This is a genomic window from Streptomyces vietnamensis, assembly GCF_000830005.1.
GTDB lineage: Bacteria > Actinomycetota > Actinomycetes > Streptomycetales > Streptomycetaceae > Streptomyces > Streptomyces vietnamensis.
The window spans coordinates 8286160-8299990 of the sequence record NZ_CP010407.1 but is presented as its reverse complement, the minus strand read 5'-3'; the positions used below and the strand labels follow the sequence as shown (position 1 = coordinate 8299990).

The window sequence follows — 13831 nt, the reverse complement described above, 5'->3', positions numbered from 1 at the left end:
GCCATGAGCATCTTGGACCTGCGACGCTTCCCCCGGGCCCACAAGGACGCCGAGGACCTCCTCGACGTCCTTGTCACCCTGTACTGGAAGGAGCCTCCGACCAGCAGCCTCGTCGAGAGGGCGGGGCTCCGACGGGCGGACTTCTCCTGGAACGCTCCGATGTCGGACGTCTGGCCCGAGATCCTCCGGCGGGCGGCCGCACAGGGGAAGCTGCGCGCCTTGGTCGAGGCGGTGGACCACGACCCCGAGAGCGCGGCCCAGGAGATCATCAAGGCGCTGCTCGCGGAGCGGGCCGACAGCGGTCGGGAATCGTTCGGCCTCAGTCTGATCGGGAAGAAGGCCCCCCAGGCCGTTTTCGACCGGGATGAGCTCCGCGGCCACCTCCGAGAGCTGTCCTCCGGGGATGCCCGCGTACTCGTCCTCACCGGCGACTCCGGGTGCGGAAAGAGCTACTCCCTGGAGTTCGTGATCTACGCGCTCGGCCGGATGGGCGTGTCGACCGGCCATGTCGACTTCCGGAAGTGGGCCGGTTCCCTGGCCACCCCGGCCGGCATCATGCGGGACCTCGCCCATCAGCTCGACTGGACGCTGCGGACCACCGTGGTCGGCGAGACCGAGGACACCCAGGCCCGCATGCTGCTGAGCTGGTTCCTCGAGAACGTGCGCGAGAGCCCGGAGGACGTATGGGTGTGCTTCGACGGCCCGCACGCGGACCGGCTCACTCCCCCGGCCCTGCGTATGGTCAAGGACATCGCCGTCGCAGCCGAACGGCGCACGGAGGTCACGGAGCTGCGCGTGGTCCTCGCGGACTTCGAGGACACGCTGCCCGATGTCGACCGCACCGTGCTCCGCGAGCGCATCAAGCCCATCGGGGTGCCTCAGCTGGAGGCCTTCTTCCGCGCGGTGGCGGCCGAGGCGGGAGAAGAGCCCGACCAGGACGCCATCGCCGTACTGATCGGCGAACTTCTGGGAAACGGCCCCCTGCCCACTCCCCTGCCGCTGCGCGAGCTGTCGCTGAGTGCCGCCGACATCGCCCTCGCGGCCTTCCCCTTGGACGTGTGACATGCCCGAGCGCAGGACCGTCACGTCCGCGGAGGTCAGGGCTCGCCTGCGAGCCCGCCGTACCGAGGACGAGCACACCCCTGCCCCTTCCTCGCCGCCGAACGCCGGATCCTCCACCGTCTACCGGGAGGCAGCCGTGCTCCTCGGCTTCTTCGACGCGGCCGACCTGGTCGGGCTCGGAGAGCCGCCGTACGACCAGGCGCTCCGCGACTTCGTGGTGCGGGACTGCGAACGCGTGAGCACACCGGTCGGCACCCGGTGGTGTCTGGCACCCCGTGTTCGGAGCGCCACTCTCGAGACGCTCCGCGGCCGCGACGAGTTGCTCGGAACCCTGGCGGCCACCCGCCCCCGAGCGGCCGACACCGGACGCGTCATGGCCGAGGCCTACCTTCGCGGTTCCGCCCGCGACGTCGAGGGGCAGAGCATGGACCAGCTGTCCGGAACCCTGCGCTTCGCCGAATGGCTCGCGGCGGCGCCCCGCACCACCGCGACACTGACGAAGCAGGGTGTCCACCTCCCCGACGTCGGCGCCGTCCGTCGCGCGATCGAGGTGACCGCGATCCTCCAGCCGCTTCGCCTCCTGGCGGACGACCATTTCGTGGGCCGACGGGCGGAGTTGGGCCTCCTCTCCGAGTACGTCGAGGACCGCACGTCCTTCCCCGGCCTGGCCGCCTGCCAACCGGTCGCCGTGTACGGCCCCGGAGGCGTCGGCAAGTCCGCCCTGGTCTCCCGCCTCCTCCTGGACCACGTGTGGACCGTGGACCACCGGAGCCTTCCGCTCTGCTACCTGACCTTCGACCGGGCCGACCTGCTCCCCCAACTGCCGCTCACGCTCCTCGCCGAGGCGGCGCACCAACTCGGTCTGCTGTCTCCGGAGGCCGCGGACGACGCACGCCGGCTGGAGAGAGCGGTGCACCGCACCCTGGCCAACGCACGCGGGGTCATCGACGAGGGGAACGCGGGCACGCTGCCCGACCACCTGCGTGACGACGAGGACGAGCTCATCCGGCGGTTCGGGCTGGTGGCCGACGCGGCCTCCGGCCGTCCGCCCGTCCCGCTGATCATGGTTCTGGACACCATGGAGCGCGCGCAGCGACACGGCCCCGACGCCATGGCGCGGCTGTGGGACTTCCTGGACCGGCTCCAGCGCGCCCACCCCCTGCTTCGCCTCGTGTTCGCCGGCCGGTCCCCGCTGGGGCCGCCCAGCCGCACGCTCGCCCTTCCCGGGCTCGAACCGGCACTCGCCGTGGAGTTCCTTCGGCACCAGCTCGGAGCGGCAGGGATCCGGGTGGACAAGGAGTTCCTGCGCAGCGTCACCGAGCGGATAGGAGAGAACCCGCTCAGCCTCCGGCTCGCCGCGGAAGTGATCCGGCGCGAGGGCGAGGAAGGGCTCCGCGCGGACGAGGACCTCCGCCGAATCCTGTCCACCCTCGAGGACGAGGAGGTCCAGGCCGTGCTGTACCGGCGGGTCCTGGACCACCTCGACGACCCGGACCTCAAAAGGATCGCCAGCCCTGGTCTCACCCTGCGCCTGATCACTCCGGACCTGATCCGGCAGGTGCTCGCCGTCCCCTGCCGGCTCGGGGAAGTGGACGACGCCCGTGCCCGGCAGCTCTTCCGGCTCTTGGCGGAGGAGGGGACGCTGATGGATCCGGTGCCCGGACGGGAGGCCCTCGTACACCGTGCCGATGTACGGCGGACGACTCTGCCCCTGCTCCGCCGGGACAGCCCCGAGGGCACGCGCGACATCCACCGCCGGGCCGTGGAATACTACGGCGCCCTCGACGGTGTGGAGGCGCGGGCGGAAGAGCTGTACCACCGGCTGGCCCTCGGGCAGGACGCCGGCATCCTCGACGCACGCTGGACGCCGGAGGCGGGTGTGCTGCTCGACGGCGCGCTCGACGAACTGCCGGCGTCCAGCCGCGTGTACCTCGCCGACCGGCTCCGCTTCGCGGTCGACCGGGACACGCTGGGGGCTGCGGACTCCACGGTCTGGGCCCGGCAGACGGTGCGCAGAGGCCGCGACCTCCTGGACGCGGGAAAGCCCGCGGAGGCCTTGTCGCTGCTCCGGGGCAGGCCGGAGGAAGGGGGACGCGCCGAGATCGCCGTCCTGGAGATCGAGGCCCTGGCCATGCTCGGACGGATGGATGAAGCGCGGCATCGTGAGGCGCTGGCCCGGAGGCAGGTTCTGCGGACGGGCGACGCGTCCGGATTCGTGGAGATAGCTCTCCTCGGGGCCAGGATCGCCGAGGATCTCGCGCAGTTCGCCGAAGCGCTCGGGATCCTGGACCTGGCACGCAGGGCGGCACGAGCACTGCCCACTCCCGTCCCGCTGCTGCGGGTCGATGTCGCACGGCTCCGGGCGTACCGCCGTTCCGGTGCGGGGCGGTCCCCGGAGGCCACCGCTCTGCGCAGGGCCGTCCTGGAGGCGGCGGACGGGCTGAGTCACCGCGAGCGCGTGTTCCACCCCACGCTCGTGCGGGATCTCGCGGCCGAGGTCGGCGAGGAGATGCCCGAGCTCGTGTCGGACACGGCCCGCCTCCTGGGCGTCGCGGTGGAAGGCTGGGCGGGAACGACCCTCGGCGATTCGCTGACCGAGGACGACGTCCAGGATTTCACCTCTGTGGCGGTGGGGCGGGAGGCCACGCTCCCGGCCGGCTGGGACGCCTTCACGAGCGGCGAACGGGGCGAGGAGATCGCCGCGTACCTGGACACGGCTCCGGAACACGGCGACGAATGGATCAGCGCGCTCGTCAAGTCCTACCGGGTCGAGACCGACAGGCCGACTTTTGAATCCCTGCGGGCCGAGGACGCCGAGCCCTCGTCCGAAGGCGATTCGCCCTGAGAGTCCGGTTTCGCATCGCCTGTACATCAGGCTCCGGGCCGCGTGAGCAGGGCATCCATGACTTGCTGGAACACCGGCCACCCCGACGGCGCTCGGCCCAGCCGGTACACGGGCCCCGTCCTGGTCCTGCGCGGGGCCGAAGACCCGTTCATCACCGAGGAACTGGTCGCCGGGGCCGTCACGCCGAGGTTCACGGCGGCCGAGTGCGTCGCGATCGCCGGCGCCGGTCACTGGGCCCACCTGGAACGGCCCGGTGCCGTGGCCGAACGCTTCGGCGCCTTCTTCACCCGGACGGTCGACCGGCACATCGGGACCGGGCCGAAGAGATGAAGACGACCGCGCGGGGTCCGGTGCCGCCCGCCCCAGGGCAGAGGCGGGGCAGGCGACACCGGCGGGAGGCCCACCTGGGACCGCACCCGGTGGATTCCCGGCTCAGTGCCCTTCTGTCTCCTTGAGCCAGTCGGGTGTGCGGAACGTACCGCCGTACATGGGCAGTTCGATGGCCGATCCGTAGCGGGCGAGCTGGCTCCAGGGGCGGTTGATGCCGGCTGAGCCGTACGTGCGGACGCGGGTGACGGCGTCCAGGTCGAGGACGTCGACGAGGACCTCCTCTCCCCCTCCCGCCTGCTGGCGGACGGTGCCCTCGGGGTCGACGATGACGCTGGTACCGACGCCGGCCGGGTCGGAGGCGTTGACGTTGACGACGTAGAGCTGGTTGGTCCAGGCGTTGGCGCGGGCGCAGACCAGCTCCATCTCCCGGTCGCGGGTGGTGGTCAGGGTGGGCTGGATGACGACCTCGGCGCCGAGCCAGGCCAGCTGGCGCATGGTCTCGGGGAAGGACCCGTCGTAACAGATGGCCAGGCCCACACGGCCGACCCCGGGAATCTCGAAGACGGTGAAGCGGTTCCCGGGCGTGGCCTGTTCGTACGGCTGCCAGGGGAAGACCTTCCGGTAGCCGGCGGCGATGTCCCCCTCGGGTGAGATCGCGAGCGCGGTGTTGTGGATCGTGCCGTCGGCCGTGCGCTCGAACACCGTGCCCGGTACGAGCCACAGTCCGGTCTCCATCGCCAATCCCGCGAGGCGGTCGGTGAGCGGCCCGGGGATGGAGACCGCGGCCTTCTCCATCCAGTTCTCGGGGTGTTCGCCGAGCAGCGGTCCCTCCGCGGCGAGGAACAGTTCGGGCACGACGACGAGTTGGACGTGCGGAAAGAGTTCGCGGACGGTCCTCACCTGGTGGGCGAACCGGGACCAGGTGGCTTCCAGGTCGTACGGCACGGGGGCGGTCTGGACGGCGGCGATGGCCAGGGTACGCATCGGCGGGATCAGCTTTCGTTCCGGGTGGATTCGGTGAGGGTCGGCGGGGCGACGGATTCTTTGCCCTCGCGGAAGAAGCGGGGGAATTCGGCACGGACGAGCAGGACGACGAGGCCCCCGAGGGCCACGGCGCCGATGCCGAGGAGGAAGACGCCGCCGATGCCGTGGAAGGAGGTGCTGCCGTAGTCGGGCGCGATCGTGTCGTAGGCGCTGCGGGCGAGCGCGGCGAGCATCATCAGGCCGCCGAGCGCCGGCAACACGCCCTTGAACAGCAGGTCGCGTACGGAGTCGCGCAGGCGGTGACGGAAGTGCCAGACGCAGGCGAAGGCGGTGGCACCGTAGTAGCAGGCGATCAGGAGACCGATGCACAGGATGGCATCGCCCAGGAAGCGCGGCGAGGCGAGCTTGAGAACCACCAGGGTCACGGCGGTGGCGATGCCGAAGGAGACGGTGCCGACGGTGGGTGTCCGGTAGCGGGGGTGGATGCGGGCGAACATCCTCGGCAGGGCCCCGTGGGTGGTCATCGACAGAAAACCGCGGCCGCTGCCGACCAGACTGGTGAGCATCGCGGACAGGGCGCTGACGCAGACGGCGAGCTGGACGACGGTCGCCAGCGCCTTTCCGAGCAGCGGCGGAGCGAGGGCCGCCAGGAAGTCCGTGGCGTTGTCGGGGTTGCCGAGGCCGATGCCGGTGGTTCCGGTTCCCGCATATCCGACGGCGGCGAACGCGGTGAACAGGTAGGTGACGAGGAGGACGAAGGTGGAGATCAGCACGGCGCGACCGGGGACGCGGTCGGCGTCGCTGCTCTCCTCGTTCACGGTGATCAGCGCGTCCCAGCCCCAGTAGATGAAGAGGCACAGCAGCACCGCCTCGGCGAACGGACCGGCGCCGTCGAAGGCGAAGGGGTTGAGCCAGGACAGCGAGGGCGTGGCGGCGCCGGGCCGGGTGAAGGCCGCGAAGCCGAGCCCGAACAGCGCCACGAGCTGCAGTCCGAGCAGCGCGTACTGGATGCCGGTGGCGATCTGCAGTCCCCGGCGGGCCAGTGCGGTCGCGCCGGCGAGCAGGAGCAGACCCGTGACGGTCACGGCGGCGTCGTTGCCGGCCAGGTCGTCGAGGCCGAGGACGGAGAGCAGGTAGGTGGCGCTGACCTGGGCGAGCGCGGTCATGGCGAAGAGGGTGGCCACGGTGGGCACCCAGCTTCCGACGAGCCAGCCCGTCCAGGGGCCGTAGGCCCGGGTGTTCCACACGAAGGTGGTGCCGCAGTCCGGCATGTCCCGGTTGAGCTCACGGAAGGCGAACGCCGTCAGCAGGATCGGCACGAAGCCGATCAGCAGCGCCGCGGGAGCGAGGTGCCCCACGGTCATCGTGACCAGACCGAGCGTGACGGCTATGGAGTAGGCCGGTGCGGTGGAGGAGAGCCCGAGGGCGACCACACCGAGCAGGCCCACGCTGCCGCTGCGCAGCCCCTTGTCGACGGGGCTGGGGGATGCGCCGGCTCTCGGTCCGGCAGCGGTGTCATTCGAGTCGAGCGTCACGGCGGAGGCTCCTCACGTGGGACGCGTTTTGTTAAAACGAGATTTAAGAACTGACCATCTCCCTCGTCAAGGCTTGGACCTCTGTAGTTAAATACAAATATGGAACGCGACCGAGTCACTGCACGAGCGCTGCACGGCTCCGATGCCACCCCTGCTCCCGGCAGACGGCGGACGCGATCCGACCGGACCACGACCGAGGGGTGAGACATGACGTCGGCGAAGCGGGGCAAGGCGAACCGGCGGGCCGAGCTCAACGCGGCCGTACAGCGGGCGCTGCTCGCACGCGGCCTGGACGGGCTGCGCCTGCGCGACGTCGCCGACGAGGCCGGGGTGACACCCGCGGCCGTGCTCTACTACGGCGACCTCGACGCCCTCGTCCACGAGACCTACCAGCAGGCGATCGAGCGCTACAGCCAGGAACGCGAACGCGCCGCGGAACAGTTCACCGACGCCCGGGACCAACTGCGCGCCTGCATCGACCGCGGCCCGGCCACCGGCCCGGACGACGCGCTGACCCGGCTGCTCTACGAGTACTGGCCCCGCTGCCTGCGCGACGCCAGGGCGGCCGCCCTCGACAGCGCGCTGACGGAACGCCAGATCTCCGTCTACCACGCCGTCCTGGTGCTGGGGCAGGCCCAGGGCCACTTCACCCTGACCGACCCGTCCCGGCTCCTCGCGGCGAACTTCGTCGCCATGGAGGACGGCTACCAGATGGAAATCCTGGCCGGCCGCCGCACACGCAACGAGGTCATCACCGCCCTGCGCTCCTACGCCCGTGCGGTGACCGGGCACGACCTGGGCTGATGCCGGCCGGCCGACGCGCGCCAAGCGGCTGATCGTGAAGGGATTCGTACGGCCGTGCTAGATGCGCGCCGGATCCATTGACCCCCACTCGCGACCGCCCCTACAGCACTTAGCACATAGGTGAAAGTGCAGGTCACCGACGAACACCTGCTGGTACGCGCCCAGCGCGCACAGGGGGACAAGGCACTGGAACCCTTGCCGCGCCCGGAGGAGTTCCCGGTCGGACGGCTGTCCCTGCACACCCCGATGCGGGCCCTGATGACCGACCCGGTACCGCAACTGACGGATACCGGGGTACCGCCCCCGTCGACGCCTTCGAGCCCAACGGCCACGGTCTCCACAACATGGCGGGCAACGTGGAGAGTGGTGCGCCGACTGGTGGACCACCGACCACGCCACCGCCCGCCCGCTCGTCGACCCCAGCGGGCCGGCCACCGGAACGGCCAAGGTCATGCGCGGCGGGTCCCACATGTGCCACCGCTCCTACTGCCACCGCTACCGCGTCGCCGCGCGCACCGCAGGCACCCCCGACGGCACCAGCGGCCACACCGGATTCCGCTGCGCGGCCGACGCCTGACCCGCAGGCGTGAGCCTGCGGGCCTGTCCGGTCCGGCCGGTCGGCCGGCATCGCTCAGTGGGCGGCCAGCACCAGTGCCAGACCGATGAGCGCCGGGACGGTCTGCACGAAGAGGATCTTCCGGCTGGCCGTGGCGGCGCCGTACGCACCGGCCACGGCCACGCACACCAGGAAGAACACCTTCGCCTGGAAGCCCACCGGGTCGGACGCCACCACGCCCCACACCAGCCCGGCGGCGAGAAAGCCGTTGTACAGCCCTTGATTGGCCGCGAGCGCCTTCGTCTCGGCGGCGAACCCGGCACTGGTCCCGAACGCGGCCCGGGCTCGCGGACCGGTCCACAGGAACATCTCCAGGACCAGGATGTACACGTGGAGAGCGGCGATGAGCAGCACCACGACGTTTGCGAAAATCGACATGGACGCCAGACTCCCACACGACACCCCGCACCAGACCGATCGGCCCCGACGGCGGGAAGGCCGGCTGGTGGGCGGGGCGGGACGCGGCCGTGGCGGGCCCGGTCGTCCGCCGGGCCCGCCACGTCGGCCCCGCCCGGAGCCGGACCGGTGTCACCTCGTCAGCGCTGCAGCGTCAGCAGACCCGGCCGGTAGGGCCACTGGCCGTAGTCGCCGCCGGAGTTGGGATCGCGTCCCTGGTAGAGGAACCGCAGGTTGCAGGGATCGACCGTGAAGGTCTGGTCGGCGCCGGTGCGGATCAGTTCGCCGTGGCTGATGTCGTTGGTCCAGGTGGCGCCGCTGTTGGCCTTTCCGGCGAAGGGGTTGCTCTCGGTCGCGGCCTGGGGCGTCCAGGAACCGTTCAGGCTGGTGGCCGTGAACGAGCGGAAGTACCGGCCCTGCGCACCGTCCGCCTCGACGATCATGAGGTAGCGGTCCTGGCCCTGGAGCTTGTAGACCTGCGGGGCTTCGAACAGGTTCTTCACCGTGTCGCTCATGACCGTCGTGTACGACGAGCCGAAACTGCCCGGGAAGTTCCCGATCGGCATGCTGGCCCGGTAGATCTTGCCGTTGTCGCCGGCGAAGAACAGGTACATGTTCGTGCCGTCGGCGATGAGCGTCTGGTCGATGGGTCCGGTTCCGGAGTCGGCGATGCTTCCGGAGAAGAGTTCCTGCTCCGCCGACCAGCCGTTCGGGTTGGTGGGGTCGGTCGACGTCCGGTAGGAGAAGGCGGTCCTGCCCCACTGGTAGGCGAGCACCCAGATGTTCTTCGGCGCGAAGTAGAAGAGCGTGGGCGCGACGGCGGAGTTCGCCATCGTGTTCTGGCCGGCCGAGGCCATCTCCGACCAGTCGGTGAACGGGGTGAAGTTCATCGAACCCCAGCCGGCTCCCGTTCCCGTGGTGCCGTGCGTCGTCGCGTAGACGAGCTGCTTGCCGTTGTAGGGGGCGACGGTGAAGTCCTTGAGCGAGGCCCATCCCGCCTTGGGCTGCGCCAGCGCGCCCGTCGACGACCAGCGGTACGTCGAGGGAAGGGCACAGGTGCCGGGGGTGCCGCCGGCGACCTTGACGAGCTGCCACTGCTGGTTGGCACCGCCCCAGTCGTCGTACTGGACGATGTTCGCGCCGTCGGCGGTGGAGGCGCCCTGTACTTCGAGGGCCTTGTCGCTGTGGCGGGCGATGAACCGCACGTAGCCGTCCGCGCTGTCGGCCAGCCGCCACTGCTGGTTGGTGCCGTTCAGGTCGGTCCACTGGACGACCGGGGCGCCGTTGGCGGTGGACCTGTTCTGGACGTCCAGGACCTTGCCGGAGTGGCGGGACTTGACGCGGTAGTAGCCGTCGCCGGAGGCGACGAACTGCCACTGCTGCTGGTTCTGGTCGTTCCTGGTCCACTGGGTGATGCGGGCGCCGTCACCGGTCGCCAGGTTGTAGACGTCCAGGGCCTTGCCGCTGCTGCGGTTGACCAGCACGTACCAGGCGTTGGTGTCGACGGTCGCCGCTGCGGCGGGCGGGGCACTGAGGAGAGTGGCTCCGAGCAGCAAGGAGGACAGGACCGCGAGGACGAGACTCAGGACCAGGGGTGGATGGCGAAATCTCATCAGGAGAGCTCCTTCGGGGGGACGGGGACGGGGACGGGATAGGGGTGGAGGAGGCCGCACATGCCGAAGAGCGGTTCCTCCGGGCGCTCCAGTCGCGACACTTCGCCGTGATCGAGGTGGGAGAGGTCCCCGCTCTTCAGCGCGTCCAGTTGGCAGCCGGTCGTGAGGGTCGCCGCCAGCGGGCCGTCGCGCCAGCGGATCCACCAGGCGTCGAGCAGCTCGCTCTTCAGGCGGTGGGCCGCGATGTGGAACTCCCGCAGCCCGCCTTCGCGCAGGGCCAGGAAGCCCTCGAGTGCCAGGTCGCGGCGGCGGCGCGCCGCCGCCGCGCGGTCGCCGGTCAGCTCGGCCACCGCCCGGTAGGCGTCAGGATCGGCCAGCACGGGGGCGGGAAAGGTGAAGACGGCGTCGCCTGCCTCGGGGAGTCCGCTGTTCTGCATGAGCACCACGAGGCGCAGGCCGCCGGCGTTGACGAGACGGTGGATCGTGCCGGGGGTGAACCACACGACGTCGCCGGGGCGCAGCGGGGTGTCGGCGAAGCCGGTGGTGGTGAGGGTCTGGACGCTGCCCTCGCCGTCGATGACGACGTACGCCTCGGAGCAGACGAGGTGCATGTGGGGCGTTCCCCCGCACAGCCCGTCGGCGGCCTCCCAGTCGTACACGGTCAGGCTGGAGACGCCCACGCTGCCGGGGAGCGGGGTCACCACGGGTGTTCCTCCACGTGGCGGGCCAGGCGCGCGGGGGTCCACGCGCCGTCGGCCACGACGATCCGGTAGCGGCGCGACAGGGTGTCGCCCGGGGGCAGCGGCAGTTCCTTGTCGAATGCCAGGGACGGGTTGACGGCGGGGATGGGCTCGCTGCGGACGAACCAGTGACAGGGGGCTTCCGGATCATCGAGGAACAGCAGCGTGGAGGAGCGGTCGACCTCGTCGTGCGTGCCGATGAAGGCCAGCCAGTCACCCTGCTCACCCATCGCGGGGCCGATCGCCTCGCCGCCGGTGAAGTCGCGCGGGCCGCGCCAGAAGAGGCCGGAGTATCCGGCGAGTTCCCTGCCCTGGGTGCCGGGGCTCCCGAACATCAGGGGGGTGTCGAGGACGTTGGTGAGCGCGGTGGTGACCTCCAGCGTCCAGGAGTCGGTCTCGACGTCGCGGGCGGTCAGCGTGCGGCGTTCGTCGATCCAGTGCTCCCCCGCCATCGTGTGCCAGGCGAGGTCCTCGGTGACGACGGCGCGGTCGTGGTCCGTTTCGGCGGACACGGCGAGGCTGCGCATCGTGCCGAGGTTCGGCAGGTCGACGTAGCCCCGGTCGCGCAGGTAGGTGCCGCCGCCCCAGAAGTTCTGGCCCGACACCCATGACGCCGTGAACTGGATGCCCTTGTGCCAGCGGTGGTCGTGCGGCCGGTATCCGGTGACCACGTCGCCGGCGAGCGTGCGCACCGGATGCAGGTAGGGCTTCGGTGCCTCGAAGGGGTTCATGACCGGCCGGTGCACATAGCGGAAGAGGTCGACGTCGCGGGCCCGGACGGTCAGCGAGTCCTCGTTCTCGTGGAGTTCGAACGTCATCGGAACACCTCCGGGCGTCCCCCGTGGAGTGAGCCGTAGAAGGGGTCGGCCGCGTCGATCTCTCCGCGCCGGACCGGCAGGCCGGTGATCGCGGCCTTGTACAAGGCGGTGACGAGTTCCATGGTGGTTCTGCCGAGGTCGGGCCGGACCCCCGTCTCGTAGTCGTCCAGGAAGGCCGCGAGCTGGGCGGTGTGCGAGCTGGGCAGGTCGTCCGGCGGCTCCCACTTCGCGTGGGGTGACCCGGCGGTGAACGTCCAGTCCGCGTTGGAGTAGCCGTACAGGTGCCGCAGCTCGACCGTGGCGTCGGTGAGGTCGAAGCGCAGGTAGCTCTCCTCGCGTGGGGAGAGGACGCTGTTGACGACCGTCGCGATGGCTCCGTTCTCGAACCGGACCAGGGCCGCGGACACGTCCTCGGTCTGGACGGCGCGGTCGAGGCGGCCGGCCATCGCGCGTACCTCGGCCCACGGGCCGAGCACGTCGAGCATGAGGTCCATCTGGTGGATGCCGTGGCCCAGCGTCGGGCCACCACCCTCGCTCCGCCAGGTGCCGCGCCAGGGCACTTCGTAGTAGGAGTCGTCGCGGTACCACGCCGTGACGCACTGCGCGACCAGCGGACGGCCCAGGGTCCCGGCCGCGATCCGGTCGCGCAGGTACCGGGCCCCCGAGCCGTACCTGTGCTGGAACACCGCGCCCGCGACGGCGGTCCCTTCGGCGGCCTGAATCCGGTCGAGCTCGGCCAGCGACAGGGCCACCGGCTTCTCGCACCACACCCACGCGCCCGACTCCAGGCAGGTCACGGCCTGTTCGGCGTGCAGGAACGGCGGCGTACACAGGTGCACGATGTCCGGGCGCTGTTCGTCGAGCATCGTGCGCAGATCGGTGTGGACCGCGGGGATGCCGTGCTCGGCCGCGAACGCCTCGGCGCGCGCGATGTCCACGTCGACGGCCGCCACGATCTCCGCCCGGTGCGCCTGTGCCCGGAGGGCGGGGACGTGGCAGATGCCCGCGATCCCGCCCGTCCCGACGATCGCCGTCCTGATCATCCGCCGAGCACCTTCCTGATCGCGTGGTAGGCGGGCTTGGGCCGGAGGTTCTCGTCGTAGGGCAGTGCGGCGCCCTCCTCGGGGAAGACTCCGGGGATCCACGAGTACTTGTCCGTGTAGTCCCAGATGGTGACGCCGACGCACTTCTCGACCGCCAGGCAGGCCTTGACGTAGTCGGCGTACCAGGTGGCCTGGGTGGCGAGCTTCTCGGGAGTCGCCGGGAGCTGCATCCGGATGTCGAGCTCGGTGACCGCGACGTCGACCCCGAGGTCGGCGAAGCGCTGGATGTTCTCCTGGACGCCGGCGGGGAAGCCGTACTGGAGTGCCAGGTGGCCCTGGAGGCCGAAGCCCTCCACCGGGACGCCGTCGGCCTTCAGCTGCTTGATGAGCTTGTAGTAGGCGTCGCTCTTGGCGTTGATGCCGTCGACGTTGTAGTCGTTCAGGTACAGCTTGGCGTGCGGGTCGATCTCGTGGGCCCAGCGCAGGGCGTCGGCGATGTAGCCGGGGCCGAGCGTCTTGTAGAAGAGCGACTCGCGGTAGGTGCCGTCCTCGTTGAAGGCCTCGTTGACGACGTCCCAGTGGATCACCCGGCCCTTGAAGTGCCGGACCTCCGTCTGGATGTGGTTCTTGAGGACGGCGCGCAGTTCGTCGGCGGTCCAGCTGCGCCCGGTGAGCCAGGCGGGGAGCTGGTTGTGCCAGACGAGGGTGTGGCCGCGGACCTTCTGGTGGTGGTCCTTGGCGAAGGCCATGACCTCTTCGGCGGCGGTGAAGTCGAAGACGCCGCGCCTGGGTTCCGTGGTCTCCCACTTCATGGCGTTGCCGGGGGTGGTCTGCCCGAACTCGCTGCCGAGGAGCTTCAGGTAGGCGGCGTCGGTGAACTCGGGGTTGTCGGTGGCCGAGCCGAGGTACTTGTGGTGCTTCTTGGCCAGTTCGGCGAGCGTCCTGGGGCGGGGCTCGGCGGTCGCGGGCGCGGCGGCGAGGCCGGCCGCCAGGCAGACGGCGGCGGACAGGGCGATGAGATGCCGGGACACGGGCATGGGTGACT

The 13831-nt window shown here is 70.6% G+C and carries 12 protein-coding genes and 1 pseudogene; 5 read left to right on the top strand and 8 right to left on the bottom strand.

The features are described 5' to 3' along the window. Positions 1-3 precede the first annotated feature (3 nt). The 3 genes from SVTN_RS36915 to SVTN_RS36905 are packed head-to-tail and all read left to right on the top strand — an operon-like array spanning position 4 to position 4237. Positions 4-1062 carry an ATP-binding protein gene (locus SVTN_RS36915; protein ID WP_041132974.1) on the top strand — a complete coding sequence of 353 codons (1059 nt, stop codon included), beginning with the start codon at positions 4-6 and terminating at the stop codon, positions 1060-1062. 1 nt (position 1063) lies between these two features. After that, entirely contained in the window at positions 1064-3907 is a 2844-nt protein-coding gene (locus tag SVTN_RS36910; RefSeq protein ID WP_041132973.1) for an AAA family ATPase, read from the top strand. A gap of 57 nt (positions 3908-3964) precedes the next feature. Continuing rightward, on the top strand, positions 3965-4237 hold the full coding sequence (locus tag SVTN_RS36905; protein ID WP_041132972.1) for a hypothetical protein: 273 nt from the start codon (positions 3965-3967) through the stop codon (positions 4235-4237). A 102-nt stretch (positions 4238-4339) separates the two neighbouring features. On the opposite strand, the gene SVTN_RS36900 is transcribed toward SVTN_RS36905, so the two are convergent. After that, positions 4340-5221, bottom strand: a complete 882-nt coding sequence (locus SVTN_RS36900) for a carbon-nitrogen hydrolase family protein (RefSeq protein WP_041132971.1) — start codon at positions 5219-5221, stop codon at positions 4340-4342. A gap of 8 nt (positions 5222-5229) precedes the next feature. Beyond that, a complete protein-coding gene (locus SVTN_RS36895; protein ID WP_052499524.1) occupies positions 5230-6756 on the bottom strand; it encodes an APC family permease in 1527 nt (508 codons plus the stop codon). A 207-nt stretch (positions 6757-6963) separates the two neighbouring features. Between SVTN_RS36895 and SVTN_RS36890 the strand changes: the two genes are divergently transcribed. Beyond that, positions 6964-7560 (top strand): TetR/AcrR family transcriptional regulator, encoded by a 597-nt coding sequence (locus tag SVTN_RS36890; protein WP_041132970.1) that lies wholly within the window; start codon positions 6964-6966, stop codon positions 7558-7560. Between the two features lie 272 nt (positions 7561-7832). Then, a pseudogene (locus SVTN_RS42720) lies at positions 7833-8137 on the top strand (formylglycine-generating enzyme family protein); the annotation flags it as partial. Positions 8138-8191: 54 nt separating this feature from the next. Here SVTN_RS42720 and SVTN_RS36885 read toward each other — a convergent pair. The 6 genes from SVTN_RS36885 to SVTN_RS36860 form a co-directional block, all read right to left on the bottom strand. Next, a complete protein-coding gene (locus tag SVTN_RS36885; protein WP_041132969.1) occupies positions 8192-8554 on the bottom strand; it encodes a DUF1304 domain-containing protein in 363 nt (120 codons plus the stop codon). Positions 8555-8712: 158 nt separating this feature from the next. Next, entirely contained in the window at positions 8713-10185 is a 1473-nt protein-coding gene (locus SVTN_RS36880) for a non-reducing end alpha-L-arabinofuranosidase family hydrolase (RefSeq protein WP_041132968.1), read from the bottom strand. After that, positions 10185-10886, bottom strand: coding sequence for a cupin domain-containing protein (locus SVTN_RS36875; RefSeq protein WP_052499784.1), 702 nt, complete (start codon positions 10884-10886; stop codon positions 10185-10187). The genes SVTN_RS36880 and SVTN_RS36875 overlap by 1 nt, the downstream gene beginning before the upstream one ends. After that, a complete protein-coding gene (locus tag SVTN_RS36870; RefSeq protein ID WP_041132967.1) occupies positions 10883-11743 on the bottom strand; it encodes a DUF6807 domain-containing protein in 861 nt (286 codons plus the stop codon). The genes SVTN_RS36875 and SVTN_RS36870 overlap by 4 nt, the downstream gene beginning before the upstream one ends. Next, on the bottom strand, positions 11740-12786 hold the full coding sequence (locus SVTN_RS36865) for a Gfo/Idh/MocA family protein (RefSeq protein WP_041132966.1): 1047 nt from the start codon (positions 12784-12786) through the stop codon (positions 11740-11742). The genes SVTN_RS36870 and SVTN_RS36865 overlap by 4 nt, the downstream gene beginning before the upstream one ends. Next, on the bottom strand, positions 12783-13823 hold the full coding sequence (locus SVTN_RS36860; protein ID WP_041132965.1) for an endo-1,4-beta-xylanase: 1041 nt from the start codon (positions 13821-13823) through the stop codon (positions 12783-12785). Before SVTN_RS36860 ends, SVTN_RS36865 begins: the two co-directional genes overlap by 4 nt. Positions 13824-13831: the final 8 nt, after the last annotated feature.